This is a genomic window from Marinobacter sp. M1C (genome assembly GCF_023314135.1).
Classification (GTDB): domain Bacteria; phylum Pseudomonadota; class Gammaproteobacteria; order Pseudomonadales; family Oleiphilaceae; genus Marinobacter.
The window spans coordinates 2,959,291-2,985,946 of record NZ_CP092289.1 but is presented as its reverse complement, the minus strand read 5'-3'; the positions used below and the strand labels follow the sequence as shown (position 1 = coordinate 2,985,946).

Genomic DNA, 26,656 nt, shown 5'->3' with positions numbered 1-26,656 from the left:
TAAAAATGTGGGCACAAAGTATACCAGTCCTATTGAAGGTATACGGTGCCTTCCAAGTAAAACGCCGCTTGGCCGGCAATGGCTACCCGTTCTCCCTTCAATTCGCAGCGCAGCAGACCACCACGTGCAGAAAGCTGACGCGCTTCCAGAACTTTCTTGCCCAATTTCTCTGCCCAATACGGCACCAGCGCACTGTGTATAGAGCCGGTCACAGGGTCTTCGGTAATACCGGCGCACGGCACAAAGTAACGGCTAACAAAGTCCGAATCAGTTCCGGGCGCGGTGACTATCAACCCCAAGCTCTTAAGCTGTTTAATTTTCTGCATGTCGGGTTGTGCTGCTTTTACCGCAGCTTCGTTTTCTAACACCAGCATGTAGTTGGTGTCTTTTGCGACGTAAAAAATCGTAGTCGGCGCATCCGCCAAAGCTTCAAGTATGATGCTGGGTGTAGATTGTTCGGTAACCGCAAGATTTGGGAAATCCAAAACCAGCCAACCGTCGGATTGCTTGTGCACGCCAAGCGGACCGCTTTTGGAGCGCAGGCGAATCCGGTCTGAAGTCCAACCCAGTTTGTTGAAAATAACCCAGGCGCTTGCCAGCGTAGCGTGACCGCAAAGAGGAACTTCGATTTCTGGCGTGAACCAGCGAATATGGAAGTCTGCTTCACTAGCCTCTGGCTCAGGAACAAAAAAGGCCGTTTCTGACAAGTTGTTCTCGGCGGCAAGGGCCTGAAGAACCCCGTCGGGAAGCCACGCCTTTAAGGGCATGACCGCGGCCGGGTTACCTTTGAAAATTTCGCTGGTAAACGCGTCTACCTGATAAATGGGATAGCGTGTCATGTGTTCTCCGTTGATGGTTGATTGGCGTATTGGTATGCCTTGTGGTTGGCAAACTGCGTTAATTCCCACTCACTGTAAAAGTGCAGCTCGGGCAGGGTAGCGCGATGCGTTACCATCCAGTGTTTTGACTCGCACTGGCAAACAGATAGACCTAGTATTGCCAAATCCTTACGGGTTTGATCAGGATGTTTTGCGGCAAGTTTCACAGATGGCGGCCTGAAACCAAAAAGGTTATTTTGACTTGCGCTGGACGCGGGATTGTTGGTTATACCCATGATCAAATTCCTTTTTCTCGTTACGGTATTGCTATTTTCCGCCCATACCAAATTCCAAAACAGAATCAGATAACCTGGTTTTGAACCGGTACAGATTGTATTTTCGGTTTTCTGTACTGCAATTTTCAGTGGCATCTGTGATGTTCCGTTTTGCCGCCGGTCTGTTGAAATAAAGTCAACGTCTGCTTAAAGGCTATAATCTTTTTGGTTTAACGAGGCAAACAGGATGGGCGCTCTTTATAACGAGGTAGCAGACAGGCTTCAGGCTCAGGTTCAGGATGGGGTCTTTCGGGATGGCGATCGGCTGCCCGGTGTCAGGGCACTAAGCCGGCAGTTTGGCGTCAGCGTTTCGACGATATTGCAAGCGCACCAGACACTTGAGGCCCGCGGTTATGTTCAGGCCCGCGAGCGCAGCGGCTACTTTGTACGCTTGCCGCTGCGGGATGCTCCGGAACCCGTCATGCAAACCGATCGGAGCCGTCCCGTTCCTGTTAATGCACGGGAAATGACCCTGGAATTGTGCGCTGACGAGCAAAAACGCATGGTGCCCCTTTCTGGAGCTATTCCTCATGCGGATTTTCTGCCCTTTCGCCAGATTCAGCAAAGCGCGCTCTGGGCGGCGCGACGTGGCATTGAAACACTGGAATATGCTTTTCCCGGCAAGGAGCCATTACGCCGACAAATCGCTCAGCGTATGGCGACGATAGGCGTGCCGATCACTCCTGAGGACGTGCTCGTCACCAACGGAGCGCAGGAAGCAATCATTCTTGGTCTTAGGGCGGTGACCCAACCCGGAGACATCGTCGCGGTTGAGTCACCGTCGTTTCCCGGAATTCTTCAAGCGCTAGAAGTTGTTGGGCTGAGAGCGCTGGAGATCCCCACTCATACCGCGGAAGGCCTCAGTCTTGAGGGTTTGGAGTTGGCCCTGGAGCAGTGGCCTGTCAAAGCTTGTGTGGTGGTGTGTAATCACAGCAATCCAATGGGCGCCAGAATGTCGGATGAGCGCAAACAACAGCTGGTTTCAATGCTTGCCGTTGCGGGCGTACCGTTGATTGAAGATGACATTTATGGCGACTTGTACCATTCCGGCGAAAGACCGAAACCCGCGAAGGCCTTTGACCACACAGGTAATGTAATTTATTGCAGCTCCGTATCAAAAACCATTTCGCCGGGATTGAGAGTGGGCTGGATGTTGCCCGGGCGTTATATGGCGAGCGCCAGGCAACACAAATATTTCTCGAATCTGGCGACGTCTTCCATCCCACAAATGGCCGTTGCGCATTTTCTTGAACAGGGCGGTTATGATCGTTATCTGCGTTCTGCGCGACAGAATTATCGCCAAGCTACGGAACGAATGCGTACAGCGGTTGCTCGATCATTTCCCGAAGGTACAGCCATAAGCCGGCCCCAAGGCGGCTTTGTGCTTTGGGTTCAACTGCCTGCTGGAGTTTCCGGCACACTGGTTTATCAGCTTGCCAGGGCAGAAAACATCAATGTTGCACCGGGCTTGATGTTCTCTATTTCAAACAAGTTTGAATCTTGCCTGCGAATAAACTGTGGCAACCCATGGAGTGACCGAATCGACCAGGCTGTTGTAAGGCTTGGCGCGCTTGCCCACGAAGTACAGGCGCGGTCGATTTAGCGATCATATTGCCAGTTAGCGTTTGTTGCGCAAATCCAGCGCGTCAACCAAACCTGCGGCAAGAGCGATGCCAGTGACGTCTGGCAGCCTGTCTGCCCCCAGCCGTTTCATCACCCGCGCACGATAAAGGTCGATGGTTTTTACGCCTACCCCCAACTGTTCGGCGATTTCACGGCTGGTGTAGCCTTTGGCCAGCGGTAGAAATACATCGCGCTCGCGACGGGTAAGGGTATCCAGCAATGCTGTGGTCTGGCTGCTGTCCTGCTGTTGATGGCTGGTCTGTTGGTGCTCCTGCAATGCCTGCTGCACGCTGTCTAGAAGTAGCTGTTCGTTAAACGGCTTTTCAATAAAATCAAAGGCGCCTGATTTGAACGCGCGCACCACAATGGGCACATCGGCGTGGCCAGATACAAAAATGATGGGTAACGCCAACCCGCGCTTTTGCAGTTCTTCTTGTACATTCAGGCCGCCCAAACCAGGCATGCGGATATCAAGCACAACGCAACCGTTGCTTTGCGTGGTTATAGAATCCAGAAATTTGCGGCCGTCGCTGTAGGCTTCCACGGCCAGGCCCACCGATTCCAGCAGCCATTGAGTGGACTCCAGCATGCCGGCGTCGTCGTCGACTATGTAAACGAAGGTGGTCTGGGCTGTGGGCTGGTCAGTCATTGGCAATTGGGTGCCTCCCATGGACTTATAATAGATTTTTGACAGGCCGGTGGTGGAAATCGACAAACCAGCGTTAAACCGCCGGTTGGCGCCGGGTAAGCATCCAGAAAACCGCCGAAACCTTCAACAATAGAACGGCTCATGGACAGCCCCAGCCCCAGCCCATCCGGCTTGCTGGTGTAAAATGGCTGAAACATCTGACGGATGCCATCGGCGTTCAAACCCGGCCCTTGATCCGTCACTTCGACCAGGGTTTCGCCCAGATTGTTCACCCGAATGGTCACGATGATGGCCGATTCGGAGCTGGTATCAACGCGGGCCTCCACATTCGCTTCGATGGCGTTACGCACCAGGTTGATGATCACCTGCTCTAGCAGTACCGGGTCGGCGGTCAGGGTAGGGCTGGTTTCTGGCAGCCGGCATACCACCGATACTCGATGCTTGTCGGCCTCCCACTGGCACAGAAGGGCCACGTTGCTGGCCACCTGATTCAGGGCCAGCAGTTCTGAACGTTTGCGGCCCTTGCGCAAAAACGCCCGCAGCCGGCGAATGACTTCCGAGGCGCGATTGGCGTGGTGAATCACTTTTGTCAGGCCGTCGCCTACCCTGGTCAGGTTAGCGGGCTGGGTGTCTGCGGTTTTCAGAAAACGCTGGCTGGCACTGGCAAAATTCACAATAGACGCCAGTGGCTGATTCATTTCGTGGGCAATGCTGCTGGCCAGTTCACCTAGCGTGGCCAGCCGTGCGGCGTGGGCCAGTTCGTCCGCTAGGCGGCGGTTGTTTTCTTCCGACGCCACCCGCCCGCTTATGTCACGGGATACGCTGATCACTTCCACCACCGCGCCGGTGTAGGTTTCGCGAATGGCGCGGCTGGCAATTTCAAACCAGCGTGGGGTGCCGTCACGGTGCACAATTTGCGCGGTCACAATGGCGTAGCCATCTTCGCTGAGCCGGTTACGGGCTTCTATCAAGTGCTTTTGTGGCTGGCCATTGGGAAACAGGTCTTCCAGCAGGCGCCCGCGCAGGTCTTCCGGCCAGTAGCCCAGCAGTCGCCAGGACGCCGGCGTAGCGTCAATAAAACGGCCATCCGGCGCGTGACGGGAAATCAGGTCGGTGGTGTTCTCGGTGATCAACCGGTACAAACGGTTTGAGCGCACCGCTTGCTCTTGCAGTTCCAGCTCTTGGGTTGCATCCCGCCCCTTTAACAACACCTGATTTTGGCCAACGTCAGGAACCAACGCCCAAAGGTAAATTTTGCCCTTGTAACGCGCCTCTACGTTGTCCACAGGGCGTTGCTGATTCAGGCAGGCTCGCACCAGTTCTTCCACGTTTACTGGAAGAAAACGTCGCGGGTCGGCCACGGTGCCGGAATGGTCAGCCGCATTGGGCGACCCATCAATCGCTTCGACCAGGTTTTTCATGGCCGAATTCATGCTCAGCGTGCGGCTTTTGTGGTCAACAATCAGCAGTGGTTGCGGATCGGTCGCGGCAAAGCCCATTGATAAGTCAAAGCAATTTGCGTTCATAGCAAGCAGATCTTCGATATACGGTCGAGTTTATAGTATTTTTACTATAATACGTTGGTGCAATTTATAGTAAGACTTCTATTTAATACTATTTGTTCAGCTGTAAATTATAACTAATTTGGTGATTCGTCAGAATATACCAAGCAAAACAGTGTTTACGCCTACCTATAGGACCACACAGAATGACTTCGATCTATGACCAGGGCCTCACGCCCGTTGGTGCCAACTACGCCGTTCAGACACCCATCGATTTTATCACTCGCACCGCCAGTGTTTATCCGGATTATCCCGCGATTATTCACGGTGCCATTCGCCGAACCTGGGCCGAGACCCACGAGCGCAGTTTGCGCCTGGCGTCAGCGCTGGTAGGCCGCGGTATCAAGAAAGGCGATACCGTCGCCGTCATGCTGCCCAATATTCCAGCCATGGTCGAGTGTCATTTTGGTGTGCCCATGACTGGCGCGGTAATGAACGCCCTGAACGTTCGGCTAGACGCCGAAGTGCTGGCCTTCATGCTTGAGCACGCAGAAGCCAAAGTCATCCTGGTTGATCGCGAATTTGGCGAAGTGATTCTGGACGCCGTCAGCCGTTTGGACAAAAAGCCGCTGATAATTGATGTAGACGACCCTGAGTACGGTGAAGGCGTTAAGGTCAGCGACCTGGATTACGAAGCCTTTTTGCAAGAAGGCGACCCCGAGTACCAGTGGGATATGCCGACGGATGAATGGGACGCCATTTCCCTGAATTACACCTCCGGCACCACCGGCAACCCTAAAGGTGTGGTGTATCACCACCGTGGGGCCTACTTGAATTCACTGGGTAATACCGCGGTATGGTCTATGGCCATGCATCCGGTGTACCTGTGGACACTGCCGATGTTCCATTGCAACGGCTGGTGTTTCCCCTGGACCATCACCGCCATGGCCGGTACCCACGTGTGCCTGCGCCGGGTTGATCCGGAAAAGATTCTGCAACTGATTCGCGAGCACCGCGTTACCCATATGTGCGGCGCCCCGATTGTGCTGAACGCCTTGTTGAACGTGCCACCTGCATCCAAGGCCGGTATTGATCACGTTGTGAAGGCTATGGTTGCCGGCGCTCCACCTCCCGCCCAGGTTATTGGTGCAGTCGAAGAAATGGGCATCGCGTTGACCCACACCTACGGTCTGACTGAAGTATACGGCCCGGTGACCGTCTGTGCCTGGAAAGATCGTTGGAACGATCTGCCGCTGGAAGAGCGCGCTGCCATCAAATCCCGCCAGGGCGTTCGTTACCACACCCTGGGCGGCACCATGATTGCAGACCCGGGCACTATGAAGCCGACGCCGAAAGACGGCAAAACCATTGGTGAAATCTTCCTGCGCGGTAACACCGTGATGAAGGGCTACCTGAAGAACCCGAAAGCCACCGAAGAAGCGTTCCGTGGCGGCTGGTTCCACACCGGCGACCTGGCCGTTTGGCACGAAGACGGTTACATGGAAATTAAGGATCGCCTGAAAGACATCATTATTTCCGGCGGCGAGAACATTTCCACCATTGAAATTGAAGATGTTCTTTACCGTCACCCGGCGGTTCAGGAGGCCGCCGTTGTTGCCCGCCCGGATGAAAAGTGGGGCGAGACACCCTGCGCCTTTGTGACTCTAAAGCCCGATGCCGGCAACGTGACTGAAGCAGAAATGATCGACTTCTGCCGTAAGCACATGGCTCGTTTCAAGGTTCCGAAAACCGTTGTGTTTTCGGACCTGCCAAAAACCTCGACCGGTAAAGTCCAGAAATTCCTGCTGCGCGACCAGGCTAAGGAAATTAAGTAGCTGGAAAGCGCCTTGCAGGGACTTACACAAGAGCTCTCACAAGAGCTCACACAAAAACAACATTAACGCCCGGTTCGCCGGGTATTCGGAGAAAACTCAAGATGCAAATGTTCCATCGCAAGAACGGCGAAGAACAACCCTATTGGCCGGCGGGCCCCTTCAAGATTCGTCTGCCGTTTGTGCATTACCGCTGGGAATTCGCGGAAATGGCGCAAGCGCTGATTATGTTCGTGGTCAGTTTGGCCATGATTCCACTGCTTGAGAACTACCTGGGCGTGCCGTATGACGTTGCCCTGGCGTATGTGGTTATCTGCGGTATTGGTTTTATGTTGCCGGCGCTGTTGGGTGTGCCGCTGATCCCAGGCTGGATCACACCGGGTATTCCCGTGGTGCTGCTGTTCTTGAGCGATTATGAGCCCGGCCCTGAAGCTATTCAGGCGCTGTTTGCCCTGCAGTTTCTGGTGTTTATCATCTTTCTGTTCCTGGGCGTTACACGTCTTGGCAGTAAACTAGTCGACTTCATACCGCGCTCTATGAAAGGCGGCATTATTATCGGTGCGGGTATTGCCGCTCTGATGGGCGAGATCGAAGCCGGTGGCCGTTTGGCAACCACACCCATTTCGCTGATTGTTGGCGGTCTGGTGTGTCTATACCTGATGTTCTCGGTGTCGTTTAAAGGCTTTGTTGAAACCAACTCGTTTGCGCGCAAAATTGCCAACTACGGCATGGTGCCGGGCATGATTGTGGCGATTCTGGTGGGCTTTGCTACCGGTGAGTACGCCGTGCCGGAGGTAAAGTGGGGCATCACCGCGCCCAACTTTGGTGAGCTTTGGAACTACCTGCCATTCAGCGTCGGTTTCCCGGATGCCAGCGTATTTATGTACGCCATTCCTACCGCGGTAATTGCCTACGTTATTGCTTTTGGTGACATTGTTGTGGGTCAGTCACTGATGAATCGTGTTGACCACTTGCGTCGCGACGAAGACATCGACAACAGCATCGACCGCGTCCACCTGGTAACCGCTATCCGTAACGGTGGTCACGCTTTCTTCGCCCCTTACCCCGGTCTGGCCGGCCCGATCTGGACCGCTGTTACCGCCACTATGGCCGAGCGTTACAAGTATGGCCGCAACGCGATGGATTCCATCTACAGCGGCGGCGGTACCTTCTGGATTACCGGTTTCATCGCGCTGTTTGTACTGCCGCTGGTGAGCTTCTTCCAACCGGTGCTGCCCATCGCACTATCACTGACCCTGCTGCTGACCGGTTACATCTGTTTGATGGTGGGCCTGGAACAGCTTGAGAACAACACCGAACGCGGCATTGCCGGCACCATGGGCGTAGTGCTTGCGGTATACGGCGCGGGCTGGGGCCTGGCCACCGGTGCGGTGCTCTACTTCCTGATTGAGCGTACAAAGCTGCTGGGCTTCACGCCGGATCCCGAATCCCCGGGTGCCGATGATGTGATCGTTCAGCCGGAAACCGCACCAAAGAGCTAAAGAACTCTGTTGACCGGGGTCACAGGCCCCGGCGGCAAAACGATGTGTGTCCTTGGGAGGCCTTAGTGCCTCCCTTTTTTGTGTCTGGAAAAACACGATCACCAGACACAAAAAAGCCGGCAGTTAGCCGGCTGTTTTCGATCTCGCACACCTTAACGGTTTTACTTTATGAACAGTTACTTTTCCAGATACTGCAGTTTGTCTGGCACGCCGTCCCATTTTTCAGCGTCAACCATGGCTTCTTTTTTCTCTGTGATGTTGGGCCATTTTCCGGCCAGATCTGCGTTCAGTTCGATAAACACTTTCTGGTTCGCGGGTAGCTCGTCTTCCGAGAAAATAGCCTCAACCGGGCATTCGGGCTCGCACAGTGCGCAGTCGATGCACTCGTCAGGATCAATAACCAAAAAATTCGGGCCTTCGTAGAAGCAATCTACAGGGCAGACTTCCACACAGTCGGTGTGCTTACACTTGATGCAGTTATCAGTAACGATAAACGCCATGTTCATATTCCTGGTTGGCTGGTCTGTCTCATCAGGAGCTTAGAATGCAGGCTCCCAAGATTATAGTTTTATGCGCGATATTGTAGGGAGCCACTACTCCGGTCGCAAGCATCCGTCTTCTATAACGTTATACCTAGGTCAATTTATCGGCACTTTTTTTGTCACTACTTTTCAAGTTGCTGTTTCAGCTGATACAGATGTTCGAGCGCCTGGCGCGGAGTCATGTCATCCAGGTCGAGTGCGCTCACCGCCAGCTCTAACGCGCTGGGCTCCTGCCTGGCGAACATATCCCCCTGAAACGCAGTTGAATCCGCAATAGCCGTCGCCCGTCGCGTCACTTTTTGCGGCAACCCGGTGGTTGAGCGTTTTGCATCGGGCGTTGCATTGGCGCCTTCCAGGTTCGCCAGTTGGGCTTTGGCATTGCGGATAACCTCCACCGGCACGCCGGCCAGTTTTGCTACTTGTAAACCGTAGCTCTGGCTGGCGGGGCCTTCGTGCACGTTGTGCAGAAACACAATGCTGTCATCGTGCTCGGTGGCGGTCAGGTGCACGTTAACGGCGTGTTCCAGTTCATCTGCGAGCTGGGTCAGTTCAAAATAATGGGTGGCAAACAGCGTGTAGCACAGAATGTTCCGCGCCAAATGCTCGGCCGTGGCCCAGGCCAGCGATAAACCATCAAAGGTGCTGGTACCACGGCCCACTTCATCCATCAGCACCAGGCTGTGTTCGGTGGCGTTGTGCAGAATGTTGGCGGTTTCGGTCATCTCCACCATAAACGTGGAGCGCCCGCCGGCTATGTCGTCAGACGATCCCATGCGGGTGAATATTCGGTCTACCGGCCCAAGCACCGCGCTGTTAGCCGGCACAAAGCTGCCGGTGTAAGCCAGTAAAGCAATTAGCGCCACCTGGCGCATATAGGTGGACTTACCCCCCATGTTGGGGCCGGTGATCATCAGCATGCGGCGTTTGGCGTCTATCAGCAGATTGTTAGGCACGAACGGATCGTCTAATAGCTGCTCGACCACCGGGTGCCGGCCTTCCTCAATCTGTAGGCCGGGTTCATCGCTGAACTGCGGTGCACACAGGCGCAAACTGGTGGCGCGCTCGGCAAAGTTGCTTAGCACGTCTAGCTCGGCCAGCGCCTGAGCGGCATCTTGCAGCGGTGCAAGTTCTGCCGCGACCGTCTCCAGAACCTCATCCCACAGGGCTTTTTCCCGGGCTAGGGCACGACTTTTGGCGCTTAGGGCCTTGTCTTCAAACTCTTTTAGTTCCGGGGTAATAAAACGCTCAGCGTTTTTCAGGGTTTGCCGGCGAATGTAATCCGCAGGCGCCTGGGCCGATTGTAAGCGGCTGATTTCAATGTAATAGCCGTGCACGCGGTTGTAGCCCACTTTCAGGGTACTGATGCCCGTACGCTGTTTTTCGCGTGTTTCCACGTCCAACAGATATTGGCCGGCGTTTTCGCTGATGTTGCGCAAGTCGTCCAGTTCGGCGTCAAACCCGTCTGCAATCACCCCGCCTTCGCGCATCACTACCGGCGGGTTATCGATGATTGCCCGGCCCAGCAAATCCGCTAACTGCGGATATTCGCCAATAGCCGTGGCAAGCTCGCCGACGTGGGTGGAATCAACCGCGGCCATGGATTTTTGCAAATTGGGTAGCACGGCGAACGCGTCCCGCAGCCGTGCCAGATCACGGGGCCGTGCCGAACGCAGCGCCACGCGCGCCAGAATGCGTTCTATGTCGCCAATGGTTTTCAGCTGGTCATGAATCGGCTCATAGTCAAAATCTTTCAACAACGCGCTAACCGCCTGCTGGCGCTGGTGCACCACCGCCACATCGCGTAGCGGACGGTTCAACCAGCGCCGCAGTTGGCGCCCACCCATAGCCGTGGCGGTGCGGTCCATCACCCAGGCCAATGTGTACTGGGTGCCGCCCATCAGGTTGGTGTCAATTTCCAGGTTGCGGCGGCTGGCGGCGTCCAGAATGACCGCGTCTTCGCGGCGCTCGCGGCTGAGTTTGCGAATGTGGGGCAGGGCGGTGCGCTGGGTTTCCCGTGCGTATTGCAGCAGGCAGCCGGCGGCGCACACGGCCAAGTGCATATCTTCACAACCAAAACCGGTCAGGTCCCGCACCTGCAATTGCTGGGTAATCACCCGTCGCGCGGTGTCAGGTTCGAACAGCCAGGGCCCCTGGCGACGAATGCCGGTAAAGCCTTCCAGCAAATCGGTAAACGGAAAGTCTTCGCTGATTAAAATTTCCGCCGGGCGCAGCCGTTGCAGCTCGCCTTGCAAGGCCTCAGCGCTATTCAGCTCTGAAACCGCGAAGCGGCCGCTGGAGATGTCCAGAGAAGAAAAACCGAAGTGCTGCTTATGGTGATAAATCGCCACCAGCAGGTTGTCACGGCGGTCTTCCAGGTAGGCGTCGTCACTGAGGGTGCCGGGGGTGACAATGCGCACCACTTGGCGATCGACCGGGCCTTTGCTGGTGGCCGGATCACCAATCTGCTCGCAAATGGCAATGGATTGACCTGCGCGCACCAGGCGGGCAATGTAACCCTCAGCCGCATGGTACGGAATACCCGCCATGGGAATCGGATTGCCCCCTGACTGACCACGGGCGGTCAGGGTAATATCCATCAGTTCCGAGGCTTTTTTAGCGTCGTCATAAAACAGCTCGTAAAAATCCCCCATGCGGTAGAACACCAGCTCATTGGGATGCTGGCCCTTTATTTTCAGGTATTGCTGCATCATGGGCGTGATTTTTGGACTTTCGGTGTGCGCTGCTGACATGGGACATCCGCGATGGCTGTTTTGAGGAACTGGCGGTGGATTGTAGAAAATTACACCGCAGGATGAAACGTGGATTATAAATGAGGTCGCTATGTCTGACGTAACCATGCCCGATATCACTGATGAATACATCCGCCAGCAGGCGGCAGAACTGGGTAGCGTATTAACCCGCGCTGGCGCTATGCTGGTGACGGCAGAAAGCTGCACCGGCGGCTGGGTGGCCAAGGCCATGACCGACCAGGCTGGTTCCTCGGCCTACGTCACGGGTGGGCTAGTTACCTACAGCAACCATGCTAAACACGCGTTGCTGGGTGTCAGTGAACAGACCCTGGCGGAACACGGCGCGGTGAGCGAACCGGTGGTGCGACAGATGGTCTCCGGAGCACTGCGAGTGTCGGGTGCAAGCGTCGCCGTTTCAATCAGCGGCGTTGCCGGGCCGGGCGGTGGCAGCGATGCCAAGCCGGTAGGTACGGTGTGGTTCGCCTGGGGCAGCGCTGAAAATATCAGCACCGGTTTGAAGCATTTTGACGGCGATCGCGACCAGGTGCGGCGCCAGGCTGTGATCTTTGCGATTGAAAGTGTGCGCCGTTTCGTATCGAGTGATATCTGATCCGCAATGGCTAAAAAATCCCCCAAACAAGGGTTGGTCTGCTTTGTCTAATGTGGTTTAATGCTGGTTAAATATACAGTGATTTTCCGGGGCAGCCAGTTCCCAAGTTTAGATTAGCGCATCATATTACCGGCGCGCCCTATCAGCGCACTATATTATTAGCGCACTATTCTAACGCACCATTTTGAAGAAGGTTCGTACCTATGGAAGACAACCGCAAGAAAGCTTTATCCGCCGCTCTGACCCAGATTGAACGCCAGTTTGGTAAAGGCGCCATCATGAAGATGGGCGACCACCCCCGTGAAGCAATCCCGTCCGTTTCTACCGGTTCTCTTGGTCTGGACGTTGCTCTTGGCATTGGTGGCCTGCCTTATGGCCGGGTTTGTGAAATCTACGGCCCTGAAAGCTCTGGTAAAACTACGCTGACTTTGCAGGTTATTGCCGAAGCCCAGAAGCAGGGCAAAACGTGTGCTTTTGTTGATGCTGAGCACGCCCTTGATCCTCAATATGCTGAAAAGCTGGGCGTGAACGTTGATGAGCTGCTTGTTTCCCAGCCCGACACCGGTGAGCAGGCGTTAGAAATCTGCGACATGCTGGTGCGCTCCAACGCGGTGGATGTCATCGTCGTGGACTCCGTTGCCGCATTAACGCCAAAAGCTGAAATTGAAGGCGAAATGGGCGACTCTCATGTTGGTCTTCAGGCCCGCCTGATGTCACAGGCTCTGCGCAAACTGAATGGCAACGTCAAGAATGCCAACGTCCTGCTGATTTTCATCAACCAGATCCGCATGAAAATAGGCGTAATGTTCGGCAGTCCCGAAACCACCACCGGCGGCAACGCGTTGAAATTCTACGCCTCTGTGCGTCTGGATATCCGCCGCATTGGCGCAGTGAAAGACGGCGACGAAGTGACCGGTAACGAAACCCGGGTGAAAGTGGTTAAAAACAAAGTGGCACCGCCGTTCCGCCAGGCCGAATTCCAGATTTTGTACGGTAAGGGCATTTACCGCATGGCCGAAGTGGTGGACATGGGTGTAAAGGAAGGCTTTGTGGATAAGGCTGGCGCCTGGTACGCCTATAACGGTGACAAAATTGGCCAAGGCAAAGCCAACGCCTGTAAATTCCTGGAAGAAAACCCGGAAATGGCGAAAGAAATTGAAGCCAAAGTGCGCGACAAGCTGATGCCCAAGCCAGAGAAAAAAGACGCGGCAAAAGATGCAGGGAAAGATGTAGGGAAAAATGCAGGGGAAGACGCGGCAAAGGATGTAGGGAAAAACGCGGGAAAGGATGCAGCAATAGCGTCTGCAGAATCCAGCGACGAACTACTGTAAGACCGTTAGTTTGTCAGTGCACTGGTGATTACAGTGCGCTGACAAGCACTAAAAGTGAGGCCGGCTATGCCAGACTCTAGAGGCTCAGATTCTGAACAGTCAGAAGTCGGAAAGCCCAGCGCCAAAAAACTATTGATTGTTGCCCACGCTCCCTCGTCAAATACCCTCAAATTGCGCAACGCAGTTGCTGCTGGCGCTAGCCATAACGATATTGAAAACGTTGATGTAACGGTTTTGGCTCCGCTGGATGCCGGCCCCGACGATGTTCTGGCTTGCAACGCGATTATCCTCGGCACCACCGAAAATCTTGGTTATATGAGCGGCGCATTGAAAGATTTTTTCGATCGCTGCTATTATCCTTGCCTGGAAAAAACCCAAGGCCTGCCATTTACCTTTTATATTCGGGCCGGTCATGACGGTACTGGCACCCGCCGTGCGATTGACAGCATCACCACCGGCCTGCGCTGGAAGCTGGTACAAGAGCCCCTGCTGTGCCGTGGCAATTATGCCGATGAATTTGAACAGCAGTGCGAAGAGTTGGGCTTGTACGTTGCGGCCAGTCTCGATAACGGTCTGATCTAAACGGCTTGCAACAGCCCCTCGCCTCTAAAAAATGTACAATGGCTCAATTATTTAATCGGACTTGCCGCCGTGTGCAGTAAGTCATCTTTTTATTCCGACTGTTACAGGATTAAACCTTGAAGTCATTGCCTTCGCATCAGCTCTACAAAGCCTGTGTTCTGAAAGATCTGCCATTTAAAAGCACCCGTCAGCTAGAGCCCCTGGCTGAAATTGTGGGTCAGAACCGTGCTCAGGAAGCGGTGCGCTTTGCGTTGGCTATGCCTCACGGTGGTTATAACGTGTATGCAGTCGGTGCCAATGGCCTGGGTAAGCGCACCATGATGCTGCGGTACCTGGAACACCATAAAGACACCGATCAGCAGTCCCACGACTGGTGTTACGTGGCCGATTTTGAAGAGCCGCGAGTGCCAAAGCTGCTGAAACTGCCTGCCGGGCAGGGCATTCAGCTGAAGCGCGATATGGAAAAACTGATGAGCCGGCTGGTGAAGGTGATTCCGCAAACCTTCGATAGCGATGGCTTTTTGGAACGTGCTGAAAAGTTGAAAAACGATTACACCGGGCTTCAGGATGGCGAGCTGGAAAAAGTCGCGAAGCAAGCCAAGCGTCAAAAAGTCAGCTTGACCATAAGCACCCCGGGCGGTTATCGGCTAGTGGCTATGAGTGGTGATGAAGCTCATACCGCAGAGTCTTTTAAGGCCCTGACGGACGCTCAGCGCGAAAAGTTCGAAGAGATTGTCAATATTCTGGAAAAACGCCTGCGCCGCGCCCTGCGCAAACTGGCCGACTGGGAACAGGAATACGCTGACAAACAACAGTCGCTGAACCAGGAAACCTTGGAAGGCGTTACCGGTCACCAGATTGACGAGTTAAAAGAACGTTACAAAGACCTGCCAGACGTGGTCGGATTTATTGAAGCCGTGCGCAAAGATCTGTCCGAGAATCTGGAGATTTTTCTGGATGACGATGATGAACAGGCCACAATTGCCTACGCGTCACTGGATAAAAAAATGCCGCGGCGCTATTTGGTGAATCTGCTGGTACATCAGAAAACCAAAGAGATCCCGGTAGCAGTGGAAGACAACCCCACTTATCACAACCTGTTCGGTTATGTCGAAAACGTTACCTATAAAGGCACGGTGTTCACTGACTTTTCGCTGATTCGCCCGGGCAGCCTGCATCGCGCTAACGGCGGTTACTTGTTGATGGACGCCACAAAAGTGCTGGAACAGCCATTCGCCTGGGACGCCCTAAAGCGTGCGCTGCAGTCCCGCTGCATCCAGATTAACTCTTTGGAGCGTGAACTGACCTTATCTGGCACCATCTCCATTGAGCCCGAGCCGGTGCCACTGGACGTGAAAATCGTACTGTTTGGCGACCGTGAAACCTGGATGCTACTGCAGGAATACGATCCCGAGTTTTCAGAACTGTTCCGCGTGACCGCAGATTTTGAAAATGAGATGTATCGCAACGACGCCAGCCAACTTGCCTACGCAAAGTTTATTGCCAGCCTGGTGGTCGAGAAAAAACTGCTGCACTGCACCCATAAAGCCGTTGCACGAGTGATTGAACAAAGCGCCCGCATGGCCGAGCATCAGAACCGCCTGTCGTTGCACGCCGCCGACATCGCAAATCTGCTGCGCGAGTCAGACTACTGGGCGCGCCAAGCCGAGGCCAAACAGATTCAGGATGTACATGTAGAGCGTGCTTTGGTTAGCGCCCGTTATCGCAACAGCCGCATTCGCGACCATTTTTACGATTCCATTCGCGATGGCACTACCTTGGTGACGACCAGCGGCACCTGCGTTGGCCAGGTCAACGCGCTTTCAGTGCTTTCTACCGGCGGTTTCGAATTTGGTTTGTCGAACCGCATCACCGCCAACAGCTATTATGGTGATGGCGACGTCATTGATATTGAACGCGACGTAAAGCTGGGCGGTAGCATTCACTCGAAAGGTGTGATGATTCTGGCGTCCTGGCTGGCGTCGCGGTTTGCCGTAGACGACCCGATGCACCTGTCGGCCAGCCTCACATTCGAGCAAAATTATGGTGAAGTAGACGGCGACAGTGCCTCTTTAGCAGAACTGTGCGCCTTGGTGTCGTCTATAGCGCAACTGCCAGTCAGGCAAGATTTGGCCATTACCGGTTCTATCAACCAGTTTGGTGAAGTGCAGCCGATTGGTGGGGTGAACGAGAAAATTGAAGGCTTTTTCACGACCTGCCAGCTTAAGGGTGGCCTGAGCGGCAACCAAGGCGTCATTATGCCGGCCAGCAACGTACAAAACCTGATGCTAGACAGCGAAGTGGTTGCGGCGGTGAAAGCCGGCGATTTCCATGTTTACGCTGTCAGCCACGTGGAAGAAGCCGTAGCCATGCTGATGGGCACGCCAGCGGGCACGCCCGATAGCAAAGGCAGGTACCCTAAAGGCACCGTTTTTGGCATTATTCAGCAACGGTTAGAAAAAATGCGTGAACACGAGCGTCAGGAACATAGTCGGGATGATAACAAAGATCCGTCCATTCACTGACCAGCACTATAAAACGGACAGGAGATTACAGCGCCATGACGGACATCCAACAAACGGTATACGTGGTTGAAGACGACGAAGCGGTGCGCGATTCACTGGAGCTGCTGCTTCAGTCAGACGACAAACCGGTAAAAACCTACGACAGCGCTACCGCGTTTCTGAAAAGCTATTCTGACGCCATGGCGGGCTGCATCGTGCTGGATATCCGCATGCCGGGTATGGATGGCATGGAGCTACAGAAAAAACTTAACGATAAACACTCGATTCTGCCCATTATTTTTGTGACCGGGCACGGCGACGTTCCCATGGCGGTAGATGCCATGAAAGAGGGCGCCATAGACTTCATTCAGAAGCCCTACCGCGAAGAGGCCTTGCTGGAAAAGATCGAAGCCGCCCTGGTGCAAGACCGCCAGCAGCGCAAAAGCCTGGGTGAAAAGCAGGAAATCGTGCGCCGTGTAAAAAGTCTGACCCCCCGCGAGCACGAAATTATGGATCGGATGATCGCTGGCCAGGCTAACAAAGTGATCGCCATAGAGCTGGAAATCAGTCAGCGCACTGTAGAGATTCACCGTTCCCGGGTGATGCACAAGATGGGCACCCATTCACTGGCACACCTGGTTCGTATGGTGCTGTCAGTAAAGAACCTTATCGACCCACGATGATCCGAACGGCATCATACGGTTACTTTGGTAACCGGCTTCTTGCATATGACTGATTCCGTCATCGACAACCGTGAGGTAACGGTTCTGCTAGTGGATGACAATCCCCAGAACCTGAAAGTGCTTTATGAGACTCTGAAAGACAAAGGCTATCGGCTGCTGATCGCCAACGGAGGTGGAAAAGCGCTGGAACTTGCCCATTGTCATCAGCCAGAAGTGATTCTGCTGGACATCATGATGCCGGAAATGGACGGCTATGAAGTCTGCCGTCGCTTGAAAGCTGACCCGGCCACCGCCGATTGCGCGGTGGTTTTCCTGTCGGCGCTTGACGACCTGAGTGCCAAGGTAAAAGGATTCTCGCTGGGCGGCGCTGACTACATTTCCAAGCCTTTTCAGTCACAAGAAGTGATCGCGCGGGTAAAAACCCACGCCCGGGTTATTCGCCTTGAGCGCGAACTTCACGCGCGCAACCGTGAATTACAAAGCGATCAGTCCCGTATTCTTAACGCCATCAGCGAAGGCATTTACGGCCTCGACGAAAACGGCATTATCGAATTTGCCAATCCTGCTGCTGGCCAGATTATGAACGCTCCGGTGGAAGAGTTGATTGGCCGATGTTTTTTTGACCTGCATTTTGCCGTTGCGGGCGATAGCCAAGAGCCCTTGCCGGTTCAGGCCACTTGTCGTTACGGCATTGCAGAGGCGCAGCGCGATATTCAGATGCTGCGCGTAGACCGGTCGGCGTTTCGCGCAAAATATCGGTCCTCGCCCAAGCAGGATGCCGACGAGTTGCAGGGCGCTGTTGTGGTGTTTCGCGATATTACCGCAGAACTGGCTAATGAACAGGCGCTTGAAGAAGCTCGCGCTACGGTGCAGGAACAGCGCGATCAGTTGGCCCATACCTCGCGCATGACCACCATGGGCGAAATGGCCGCAGGTTTTGCCCACGAAGTGAACCAGCCGCTGACCGCTATTACCAATTACGCCCGTGTGGCTAAGCGCTTGGTGGGCAAAGCAGAGCCGGATTTAGTTCTGCTACAGCAAACCATGGACAAAGTAGAAGCCCAGTCGCACCGGGCCAGTGAAATCATTCGTCGTATCCGCCGATTTATGAAAAAGCCCGCTACCGGCAAAGAGATTGTCGCTATTGCCGCTTTGCTTGAAGATACCCGCCAGTTCGCGGAAGTCGACATGCGCAATAACGAGGGCGGAATAGAGCTGACTCTGGCCCCAAACCTGCCCGACGTGCTGGCAGATCCGATTCAGGTCCAGCAGGTAGCCCTCAACCTGATCCGCAACGGCCTGGAGGCTACCCGCAGCGTTGACTCGGCGGTACCGGTGGAAGTGAGCGCAACGCTCACTGCACAGGGCTTTGTGCGCATCGAGGTGCGTGATCATGGCATTGGTCTGCAAGACGACGCCGAGGAAAAGTTGTTTCTGCCCTTCTACACCACCAAAAGCGACGGCATGGGCATCGGCTTGACCACCTGCCAATCGCTGATTCACGCCCAAGGCGGTGAAATTGGTTTTGAGCGCCCGATAGACGGCGGCACCTGTTTTTACTTCACGCTGCCCGTGGTGGCCGTTGCCCGGCCCGAATCTGATTGAGCAGGCTCTTTGGCTGCCATGCCAGAAATATGAATGCCAAGAAATAAAAAATATTCATAAAAAACGTTGACATAAAGTGGGGCTTCTCTATAATTCGCCCTCGTTGTCACCGAGCAATCTGAAAAGATCGCACACACGGTTTCAGCTTGGAGCGGTAGTTCAGTTGGTTAGAATACCGGCCTGTCACGCCGGGGGTCGCGGGTTCGAGTCCCGTCCGCTCCGCCAAATTCAAAAACCCCAGATTGGAAACAATCTGGGGTTTTTTTGTTAGGGGATGGATTTCAAATCCGTCCCCATAGGCATGATTTGCGACACGCTCCACAGCGCAGCATGGCGAAAATAGAGTATCATTATTCAAACACATACCTTCAAGGATTGAAGATATGTCCAAGGCAAGTGGACTGCAGTTCACCGCACAAGTCGGTGAGTTTCCCTCAGAAGTATTTTCCGTTGTTGCCTTCGAACTAACAGAAAGCCTGTCACAGCTGTGCTATGGCCGCCTGCAATTGGCCAGCACCGATTGTGATATCGATGCCAGCGATGTTCTGGAACAATCGGTTGACCTGGTGGTGTGGCAACACAGCAATCCACTGCGGCGCTTTACCGGCGTGGTCAGCGAATTTGTCATTTGTGACAGTGGCCATCACCGCACCCGTTATGAAATCGTGCTGCAATCGCCCCTGTGGCGCCTTGAACTGATGCACAACAGCCGTATCTTTCAGGGCCAGACCACAGAGTCCATTGCCAGTGCGCTTCTGCAAGAACGCGGAATACCCGCTGTAGCGTTTCAACTGAAGTGCCGTGGCGACGTTCGGGAATACTGCGTTCAGCACCGGGAGAGCGATCTGGCCTTTATCCAACGCCTGGCGGCCGAAGAAGGTTGGCACTACCGCTACGGTCACGGCAGTGTAGACGCCAGCCAGCAGCCAATGGTTATTTTTGCAGACCACCACGGTGACGCCCCAAGATTGGACGCCGCGGAATACAACGCCAAAGCGGGCGGCAGTAGCCGGCAACCCGCCGTATTTCGCTTGCGCTCCGAAGAACGCGTAAAAGCTTCGGCCGTGGTGATGAAAGACTACACCTTCAAAAATCCAGCTTACGCTATGATGCATGAACACCATGCGGCCCTCGAAAACCAACGCCAGGATTACCAACACTTCGACTACCCCGGCCGCTTCAAAGCCGACGCCAGCGGCAAGCGTTTTACCCAAGCGCGCCTGGATGCACTTCGAAATGACGCCAATACCGCCACGGGTGCCAGCAACCGGCCAGATTTCACCTGCGGTGCGAAAGTGAAGCTCACCAATCACAATCACGAGAGCATGAACCGCGACTGGCTGCTAACCAGCGTCAACCATACCGGCAAACAGCCTCAGGCATTAGAGCAAGAAGCTGGCGCCGAACCCACCACCTATCACAACACGTTTAATGCCATACCAGCCAATAAAACCTGGCGCCCCGATTTACCCCAAGGGGACGAATTTCAAATCCGTCCCCAATCTCGCTCGCTTCCCCGACCTGTGATGGACGGGCCACAAGTGGCCATCGTCACAGGCCCCGAGGGCGAAGAAATCCACTGCGACGAACACGGCCGGGTAAAAGTCCGTTTCCCCTGGGACCGGCGGCCGCTATCCGGCAATGCCGAAAGCAGCGCGAACAACCAACACAGCAGTGCCTGGCTCCGGGTTAGCCAGGGTTGGGCCGGTGGTCAATATGGTTTTATGGCCCTGCCCAGAATTGGAAGCGAAGTCATCGTCTCCTTCCTGGACGGCGACCCGGATCAGCCCATCATCACCGGCTGCACCTACAACGCCACCAGCATGCCGCCCTACGCGCTGCCGCAATACAAAACCCGCACCGTCCTGAAAACCCAGACTCACAAGGGCGAGGGCAGCAACGAAGTGCGCTTTGAAGACGAAGCAGAAAAACAACAGGTGTATATTCACGCTCAGAAAAACCTGGACCTGCTCACCGAAAACAACCGCACCGAAGTTATCAAAAATGACAGCCATCTGACCGTGGAGAAAATCCGGATAAGCCACGTCAAAGCCAGCGAACACGAAACCATAGGCGGAGGAAAACGAGAGCGCACAGGCAAAGACCACAGCTTCAGCGTCACCGGCACACTGCACCTCAAAGCCGGAACCGCCTGGCTCAACGAGGCCGGTACAGAGTTGCACATCAAGGCGGGTCAAAAGGTAGTGGTAGAAGCGGGTGCAGAAATCACTCTCAAAGCCGGCGGTAGTTTCGTGAAAATTGATCCCAGCGGTGTCGCCATGGGCGGAGCGTCTATCAAAATGAATGCTGGTGGTGGTGCTGGTGGGGGAAGTGGGCAAAAGGTTCAGGTGCCGGAGATGCCGGGGTTGGTGGAGAAGAACGGTGGGGCTGTGGCGCCTGTTAAGTTAGCGGATGTTGGACAGCGGGCGAATGCCAAACCAAAACCAATAGTTGCCCATCGATTAAAGCAAGCAAGAATAAACAGGTCTGCGGTGGTGGAGCGTTGTCAGGAACGGCCAGACGGCTCTTGCCCCTTGAGCAATTGCCCGTGTGGTAAAGCGCAGCCGGTATAAATGGAGATGTCGTACACCATGGTCAGTTCAACCGACACGCGCTATCTGGTGCTGGAGTCAAGGCAGAAAAAGACGTTACTTCAGGCGCTCTACGATATCTCCGATAATCCTCAATGGGCCTATCTGTTCGCGGATAGCGAGTGGCAAGACTACCTGGATGAAAGCCCGATTCTGTTGGAAACGGTACAGAACAGCGCAGAATATCGCTGGGCACTGATGGGCCTCGAAGACGAAAGTTTGAGTGGTTTGATTTTAGAGTCTACACAGGGTCTGGATGCTGTAGTCAGTTGGTTAAGAGCCCGGCTGACCGTGTGTTTTGACGGCGATCGGAAAGGACTTTTGCGGCTCTACGACCCAAAGATTTGGCGCAGTCTGGCGGTAAAATCAATGCCGGACGCTGAGATCATTGATCGCGCAATATACTGGTACGGCAAGCCCGGTCAGCAGCGCTGGGTAATGGATGAAAACCCGGAGCCGATTGCCATGTCACCAATGCCGACACTGAACGAGCAACAGTGGCTGGCACTGAATGACGCCAGCGCCGGATCATGAATTTATTGTTTTAAGGGAAAGGAATCACAAGGATGTCTGAAACCACGTCTACCCAAACAGCAGGAAGCTGTGGCCCGGCCTGCGAAGGCGAATCGTTGATCATTGAGGTGATGGGGCAACGTTCCGCAGAGGGTCATTCGTTCCAGATCTTTGACGAGAGTGATAACGAACAGCAGGAGTGGCTGGAGAATCAGGTTTCACGGGAGGAGCTCGGCAACAGCCAGCTTTATGTCTGGCCCTGGAAGGCCCAGCCTGCAAGGAATATTTGGCTGGATATTGATGCAGAGGAGGGCGCTCCTGTGCGGGTGCCGCTGTTTGAAGCGGTTTCCGCCACCGAAAGGCAAATGGAAAAACAGTGGAATCGTATCCTGCCGCTGGTTCCCCTGACACTCATTCACGATCCCGAGCCTGAGCCCGGTCACCCGAACGAACATTTGGTACCTGTGCGCCCAGGTTTTATTTACGTATTCAGAAAGGGGCACCTCTGGCGGGAACTGGAAGTTCGCTACTCCGATTCGAGAACCATGGAGTTTCTGGATATTCGTCTGACGGATTACCGGGACAGCGAGAAATCTGACCTGACGGAAGATCGGCGACCAGCTATAGGGAAGCCCCAGCAGGCCATCTGGATGCCAGTCAGCGAAATGAACCGCTCTGTTCTTGCCGAATTCCAGATGGCGTTCTCTGAAGTACAGTGGTCCTCGCGGCGTGTTGCTTATCTTGAGGCTTCTGATTCGGCTCGGGCCGAAAGGTGTCAGGGGTTAAAAGGGCCGGAGCCAGCGCCGGAGGTCGCCTCGCAACTACGCGACCGGCAGACGCCGGGTCACCTGATTTCTTTGTTACAACTTCCTGAAATGAGGCTTCGGGAGCCTTACCTGGAACAGCTTCTGCCGAAGCCGTGGAGCAGCGTTTATGATTTACGCGGCCAATATGCAAAAAACCTTTACGGACAAGCACGTGAAGAAGCGCAGGCTTTCGCCGCGGACAAGGAATCTGGAGAGGACGCATGGGAAGCCGCGTGTTACCGGAACGCTCCCTTAAGGCGAGCGCCCGCAGCGCGAGCAGCGGCCTTTATGGATGAAGCCTCCGGAACTGAAGAAAATTCCCTCTGGCAAACACTGGAATCCACTGGGGACACTCTTGCCGCCCCGCGGGAGAAGGGCTATAGCGGCATTATTCTGGAAGACCGCCTGTTCCACCTACGGCATCGCCTGACCGAGGCACTGGAAGCCCAACGGTTTCTGACCAGCCTGCTGGAAGCAATCGGCCAGAAGCCCCACAGCGACAGCGCCCAGGTAGTCTACCGGTTAATGGCGCCCGAACGACTGGGGGGCCAGGCCAACCCCCTGCACCGTTACCTCGAAGAGATTGATACTAGCCGCTTCAGCCCTTTGCACACCCATCTGCTGACGGCGCAACGCCAACTTGCGAGGGCAGCGCTGGCCGAATCCCAGAAACAATTGGCGGACCTGGTCCGGCAAACCGATAATCAAGTCGCCATGGCGGACCTGTTCAGTCTCTCCGGTGCCGACTATCTCGAGGGTTTCGCCCGCACGCAGGATCTGTTCCATGTCCTGGCCATAGACCCCAACAGTGTCGATCACCTCGCGCGCTCGGCCCCTACCAGCGAGGCCCAGGTGCGGGACGCCAACGATCTGGTCCTGAAAATTGTTGGAGACGGCAGTGATCAGCCCTTGCACGCCATGCTGTTCCCGGCGGAGCAACTAGATGAAGTGGGCAGCACAGCCACCGAGAGCGGGAACCGGGCAGAGTGTGGCGATGGTCGTTGCCGGCCGGCTGACCTGGAGCAGTTACCCGACCAGCCACCGCAATCGGACGAAGTGCAAACCCTCACCGCTGCAGCACTGGCAGGTCTGGTAAAAACCGATGCCATCGATCTGTCCTCAGAATCCAAGCGATGGATGGCCGCCGTTGGCGCCATCCTGGACGGAATCGATAAGCATGTCCGGGCTCTGGCCAACCGGCTGCAATCCCAGACTTACAGGCTTGACAGCCGACTTTACGGCCCCCTGCTAAGAATGGCCAAGGCGCGCGACCCGGCTCTGTTGGGAAGTGTCCAGATGGTCGCCCGCAATGCCGTCCCACAGGGCTGGATTATCCTGGGGCTGCGCGATCCGGCTTCCGGCCTGGACATGGGGTTAACAGAAGCAGACCGGGAATACACCCACAAAGCCAATGGCCACCGGCGCTTCTACGGAGAATACCTGGATGCTGACGGCAACCCCCTGGCCAGTACCCGAAAATCCGCTATCCCCGATCTGGCCGACACCGCCGAGGCCCGGCGGATGCAGGTATACGCTGCCCCAGAGACTTCTGAGGTGGTCCGGGCTCAGCGGGATATGCGCAGGCTGAAAAAGTGGGATGAACTTTTTAGCCGGGTGCGGGTGCCATATCTTGTGCTGGTGTTTGAGGGACATAATATTTGGAGTGAACTCAGCCTGTTGAAAAGCGTAGAAGCTCAAAAAGGGCGAATTCGCGCGGGATTTGGAGCTGCGAGTGCAGTTTTGGATTTACTTTTCGCAGGTGCTATTGCCGCCGAGCGGCTAAGTATGGATCTCAAAATTTGGGGCAATGTGTCACCTAAGCTCAGCGAGAAAGCCTTCCAGACCACTAGCCCAGTCTTTCAGAGAGCGCTACCTTCTTTGGCCCGTGCAATTCCAGAAATAGTAACAAAACGCATGCTCGGGGGCATCGTCACAGCCGGGCTCACCATGACGGTGTCACTGCTGGACATGGCCCATGAGTGGGACACTGGTGATATGGACACCGCTGCAGCTTACGGGGCTTCGGCTGTCGGTGGCGGTATGATGCTGATGGGCGGCCTGATGATGGCCAAAATGACCGAAGCGGGTATTGCTCCCATACTGCTGGGATTGGGTCCCTGGGGCTGGGTGGTGGCCGGTGCCACCCTGGCTATCGGGGCCGGGTTACTGGCCGTAGTGCTGGACGACCCGCCCCTGGTGGACTGGTTGAAGCGTGGACCTTTCGGACCGGAACAGGACGACGCTTATCCCCACCTGGCCAAAAACCCGCAAGAGACGTACTACAGGCTGGTTGATTTGTTAGCCAGGCCTCGTATTACCATCGAGAAGGCTCACAACATGTCCGCCAGACTGGCGGGTCAGGGGTACAACATAGATCCCCGGCAGGACAGAGAGTTTGCAAAAATCAACACAGTGGTAAAAGTGGAAAATAATCTGACCGCCATGCTAAACGAGGCCAGCCTGACCGTTGCCATGCGCCCGGTGCAGATCACCCGTAAGCCCTCGCGACGCGGATTAAAAACCCAACGGGAAACCCTACAGGAACCGCCGAAGGTGGTGCTGGAGCAGTCCCTGCATAATGGCAAGGCTTACTATCTGGCCTTACCGCCCCGAGTGACCTTCAAGAATTTCCGGGGTCAGGAGGGTGTAAAAACCAGCGAAGTGCTGGTCCGGGCTCAATGGAACAGCAATTGGGATTACGGTCAAGCCTCACGCAACCTGGCGTTCCCCGCGCCGGAACTGCACGACCCGACCACCTTCGATCTGGCCGCACACGGCGAGCCAGATTTCACTGAGACTGGCCAGCTTTTCTGGGCGGATGAACAGACCCATAAAGCGGAGGAGGCCAAATGACCGCCACCCTCGACCCGACCGGCTATGCCCCCACGGCCTACCGCAGCAATCGCAAAACCCCGGAACCGGCAGAGACCAGCCAACAGAGCACGTTATTCCGCAAAAGCTGGACCATGGGGTCGCCGTTGCCCAAGGGAAAACTGTCCGGCGTGTACCCCCCGAATTTTCTAAAGACTTGGGGGCCCAAGGAAGTCAGGGAAGATGAGGAGAACCTTCATCGCTTCAAAGCTGAGGCAGAGGCCGGAGGAGAGCCGTTTAACCCGGTTGGATGGATTAATGGCGACAGCATACGCTACGCCACCTTGCCCAGAATAAGCTGGGCGCTTCTGTGGATGCAGCATGGGGGACGGTTGCTGTTCACCTGGTTGTTTCCCATATTCGTATTCGTTTGGCTTGTGATGTGGTTTATGGAGCCTGGCGAGATCTCTCTTACGTATTTCTTTTCAGATGCCGTTCTTCCGATATTTTTATATTTTTTTTCGCCCATGCTTCTCTGCTGGGGTATCGGCCGCTTCCTCGAGAAAAAATACCCCAAAGTGGTCTACCAGGAACTCAAAGGCCCTCTCTGGGAGCTCAACCGCCGCACCGGCATGGTGACCTTGTTCGAAAATCCGGAAAAAGACGGCCAGTCCGGAGAAATCCGGGCGCAGGCCCCTTTTCATGAATGGGACGGCTACCTGCTGAGCCTGCCGGATCATCAGGGCAATATCTGGTACCGGCTGGTGCTGGTCCACAAGACTCAGGAATGGGCCCTGCCCATGAACCAGCTTCTCGCTGCCACCACCAACCGAGAAGACGTACTGGCCTACTCGGACCTGATTCGCCAGTACATGGACGTGACCAAGTCGCTGCCGGATATTCCCCTGTTCGAAGCCTACCGCCACTTGGACCTCACCACCCGCGCCCAAGACGAGAAGAAGGGTCGAGATCCCTTATACTGGCGAAATATGAACGAAGAAGACTACGACGCCTTCAAGCGTAAAAACCGGACCGATCTGGGCAATCACTCATGGCGTTAGTTCAGC

Annotated in this window: 19 protein-coding genes and 1 tRNA gene; 14 read left to right on the top strand and 6 right to left on the bottom strand. The window is 55.0% G+C overall.

Features of this window, described 5'->3' with window-relative positions; translation table 11 throughout:
• Positions 1-29: 29 nt before the first annotated feature.
• Entirely contained in the window at positions 30-839 is an 810-nt protein-coding gene (locus MIH19_RS13995) for a PhzF family phenazine biosynthesis protein (protein WP_249005448.1), read from the bottom strand.
• Positions 836-1,249, bottom strand: a complete 414-nt coding sequence (locus MIH19_RS13990; RefSeq protein ID WP_249005447.1) for a hypothetical protein — start codon at positions 1,247-1,249, stop codon at positions 836-838. Before MIH19_RS13990 ends, MIH19_RS13995 begins: the two co-directional genes overlap by 4 nt.
• Before the next feature lie 91 nt (positions 1,250-1,340).
• Here MIH19_RS13990 and MIH19_RS13985 point away from each other — a divergent pair, with 91 nt between their 5' ends.
• On the top strand, positions 1,341-2,756 hold the full coding sequence (locus MIH19_RS13985) for a PLP-dependent aminotransferase family protein (RefSeq protein WP_249005446.1): 1,416 nt from the start codon (positions 1,341-1,343) through the stop codon (positions 2,754-2,756).
• Positions 2,757-2,771: 15 nt separating this feature from the next.
• Here the strand turns inward: MIH19_RS13985 and MIH19_RS13980 are convergent, their stop codons facing one another.
• Both MIH19_RS13980 and MIH19_RS13975 read right to left on the bottom strand, forming a co-directional pair.
• The gene (locus MIH19_RS13980; protein ID WP_249005445.1) at positions 2,772-3,425 is read right to left on the bottom strand and encodes a response regulator; all 654 of its coding nucleotides are present in this window, start codon (positions 3,423-3,425) and stop codon (positions 2,772-2,774) included.
• The gene (locus tag MIH19_RS13975; protein ID WP_249005444.1) at positions 3,422-4,951 is read right to left on the bottom strand and encodes an ATP-binding protein; all 1,530 of its coding nucleotides are present in this window, start codon (positions 4,949-4,951) and stop codon (positions 3,422-3,424) included. The genes MIH19_RS13980 and MIH19_RS13975 overlap by 4 nt, the downstream gene beginning before the upstream one ends.
• Before the next feature lie 182 nt (positions 4,952-5,133).
• Between MIH19_RS13975 and MIH19_RS13970 the strand changes: the two genes are divergently transcribed.
• Positions 5,134-6,762: an acyl-CoA synthetase gene (locus MIH19_RS13970; protein WP_249005443.1), complete on the top strand. Its 1,629-nt coding sequence runs from the start codon at positions 5,134-5,136 to the stop codon at positions 6,760-6,762.
• A gap of 101 nt (positions 6,763-6,863) precedes the next feature.
• Complete coding sequence (locus MIH19_RS13965) at positions 6,864-8,261, top strand: solute carrier family 23 protein (protein WP_249005442.1); 1,398 nt, start codon at positions 6,864-6,866, stop codon at positions 8,259-8,261.
• Between the two features lie 176 nt (positions 8,262-8,437).
• Here MIH19_RS13965 and fdxA read toward each other — a convergent pair whose 3' ends face one another.
• Together fdxA and mutS are read right to left on the bottom strand one after the other, a co-directional pair.
• Entirely contained in the window at positions 8,438-8,761 is a 324-nt protein-coding gene (gene fdxA, locus MIH19_RS13960) for a ferredoxin FdxA (protein ID WP_249005441.1), read from the bottom strand.
• Positions 8,762-8,925: 164 nt separating this feature from the next.
• Complete coding sequence (gene mutS, locus MIH19_RS13955; protein WP_249005440.1) at positions 8,926-11,553, bottom strand: DNA mismatch repair protein MutS; 2,628 nt, start codon at positions 11,551-11,553, stop codon at positions 8,926-8,928.
• 106 nt (positions 11,554-11,659) lie between these two features.
• Here mutS and MIH19_RS13950 point away from each other — a divergent pair, with 106 nt between their 5' ends.
• The 11 genes from MIH19_RS13950 (at position 11,660) to MIH19_RS13900 (ending at position 26,650) form a co-directional block, all read left to right on the top strand.
• Positions 11,660-12,163, top strand: coding sequence for a nicotinamide-nucleotide amidohydrolase family protein (locus MIH19_RS13950; protein ID WP_249009009.1), 504 nt, complete (start codon positions 11,660-11,662; stop codon positions 12,161-12,163).
• A gap of 203 nt (positions 12,164-12,366) precedes the next feature.
• Positions 12,367-13,494: a recombinase RecA gene (gene recA / locus MIH19_RS13945; protein ID WP_249005439.1), complete on the top strand. Its 1,128-nt coding sequence runs from the start codon at positions 12,367-12,369 to the stop codon at positions 13,492-13,494.
• A 66-nt stretch (positions 13,495-13,560) separates the two neighbouring features.
• Entirely contained in the window at positions 13,561-14,076 is a 516-nt protein-coding gene (locus tag MIH19_RS13940; RefSeq protein WP_249005438.1) for a flavodoxin family protein, read from the top strand.
• Positions 14,077-14,192: 116 nt separating this feature from the next.
• Positions 14,193-16,601 (top strand): ATP-binding protein, encoded by a 2,409-nt coding sequence (locus MIH19_RS13935; RefSeq protein WP_249005437.1) that lies wholly within the window; start codon positions 14,193-14,195, stop codon positions 16,599-16,601.
• A 35-nt stretch (positions 16,602-16,636) separates the two neighbouring features.
• A complete protein-coding gene (gene fixJ / locus MIH19_RS13930; RefSeq protein WP_014871838.1) occupies positions 16,637-17,263 on the top strand; it encodes a response regulator FixJ in 627 nt (208 codons plus the stop codon).
• A gap of 45 nt (positions 17,264-17,308) precedes the next feature.
• A complete protein-coding gene (locus tag MIH19_RS13925; RefSeq protein ID WP_249005436.1) occupies positions 17,309-18,868 on the top strand; it encodes a response regulator in 1,560 nt (519 codons plus the stop codon).
• Positions 18,869-19,016: 148 nt separating this feature from the next.
• Positions 19,017-19,093: transfer RNA gene (locus MIH19_RS13920), tRNA-Asp, on the top strand.
• 158 nt (positions 19,094-19,251) lie between these two features.
• Positions 19,252-21,441: a type VI secretion system tip protein TssI/VgrG gene (gene tssI / locus MIH19_RS13915; protein WP_249005435.1), complete on the top strand. Its 2,190-nt coding sequence runs from the start codon at positions 19,252-19,254 to the stop codon at positions 21,439-21,441.
• Positions 21,442-21,459: 18 nt separating this feature from the next.
• Positions 21,460-21,993 (top strand): DUF4123 domain-containing protein, encoded by a 534-nt coding sequence (locus MIH19_RS13910; protein WP_249005178.1) that lies wholly within the window; start codon positions 21,460-21,462, stop codon positions 21,991-21,993.
• A 32-nt stretch (positions 21,994-22,025) separates the two neighbouring features.
• Positions 22,026-25,631, top strand: coding sequence for a hypothetical protein (locus tag MIH19_RS13905; RefSeq protein ID WP_249005434.1), 3,606 nt, complete (start codon positions 22,026-22,028; stop codon positions 25,629-25,631).
• Positions 25,628-26,650 carry a hypothetical protein gene (locus MIH19_RS13900; protein ID WP_249005433.1) on the top strand — a complete coding sequence of 341 codons (1,023 nt, stop codon included), beginning with the start codon at positions 25,628-25,630 and terminating at the stop codon, positions 26,648-26,650. Before MIH19_RS13905 ends, MIH19_RS13900 begins: the two co-directional genes overlap by 4 nt.
• Positions 26,651-26,656 lie beyond the last annotated feature (6 nt).

Excerpts from the sequence above, each read along its gene's own strand:
- MIH19_RS13995 (WP_249005448.1), bottom strand. The coding sequence starts at position 839 with ATGACACGCTATCCCATTTATCAGGTAGACGCGTTTACCAGCGAAATT.
- MIH19_RS13990 (WP_249005447.1), bottom strand. The coding sequence starts at position 1,249 with ATGCCACTGAAAATTGCAGTACAGAAAACCGAAAATACAATCTGTACC.
- MIH19_RS13985 (WP_249005446.1), top strand. The coding sequence starts at position 1,341 with ATGGGCGCTCTTTATAACGAGGTAGCAGACAGGCTTCAGGCTCAGGTT.
- MIH19_RS13980 (WP_249005445.1), bottom strand. The coding sequence starts at position 3,425 with ATGACTGACCAGCCCACAGCCCAGACCACCTTCGTTTACATAGTCGAC.
- MIH19_RS13975 (WP_249005444.1), bottom strand. The coding sequence starts at position 4,951 with ATGAACGCAAATTGCTTTGACTTATCAATGGGCTTTGCCGCGACCGAT.
- MIH19_RS13970 (WP_249005443.1), top strand. The coding sequence starts at position 5,134 with ATGACTTCGATCTATGACCAGGGCCTCACGCCCGTTGGTGCCAACTAC.
- MIH19_RS13965 (WP_249005442.1), top strand. The coding sequence starts at position 6,864 with ATGCAAATGTTCCATCGCAAGAACGGCGAAGAACAACCCTATTGGCCG.
- fdxA (WP_249005441.1), bottom strand. The coding sequence starts at position 8,761 with ATGGCGTTTATCGTTACTGATAACTGCATCAAGTGTAAGCACACCGAC.
- mutS (WP_249005440.1), bottom strand. The coding sequence starts at position 11,553 with ATGTCAGCAGCGCACACCGAAAGTCCAAAAATCACGCCCATGATGCAG.
- MIH19_RS13950 (WP_249009009.1), top strand. The coding sequence starts at position 11,660 with ATGCCCGATATCACTGATGAATACATCCGCCAGCAGGCGGCAGAACTG.
- recA (WP_249005439.1), top strand. The coding sequence starts at position 12,367 with ATGGAAGACAACCGCAAGAAAGCTTTATCCGCCGCTCTGACCCAGATT.
- MIH19_RS13940 (WP_249005438.1), top strand. The coding sequence starts at position 13,561 with ATGCCAGACTCTAGAGGCTCAGATTCTGAACAGTCAGAAGTCGGAAAG.
- fixJ (WP_014871838.1), top strand. The coding sequence starts at position 16,637 with ATGACGGACATCCAACAAACGGTATACGTGGTTGAAGACGACGAAGCG.
- MIH19_RS13925 (WP_249005436.1), top strand. The coding sequence starts at position 17,309 with ATGACTGATTCCGTCATCGACAACCGTGAGGTAACGGTTCTGCTAGTG.
- tssI (WP_249005435.1), top strand. The coding sequence starts at position 19,252 with ATGTCCAAGGCAAGTGGACTGCAGTTCACCGCACAAGTCGGTGAGTTT.
- MIH19_RS13910 (WP_249005178.1), top strand. The coding sequence starts at position 21,460 with ATGGTCAGTTCAACCGACACGCGCTATCTGGTGCTGGAGTCAAGGCAG.
- MIH19_RS13905 (WP_249005434.1), top strand. The coding sequence starts at position 22,026 with ATGTCTGAAACCACGTCTACCCAAACAGCAGGAAGCTGTGGCCCGGCC.
- MIH19_RS13900 (WP_249005433.1), top strand. The coding sequence starts at position 25,628 with ATGACCGCCACCCTCGACCCGACCGGCTATGCCCCCACGGCCTACCGC.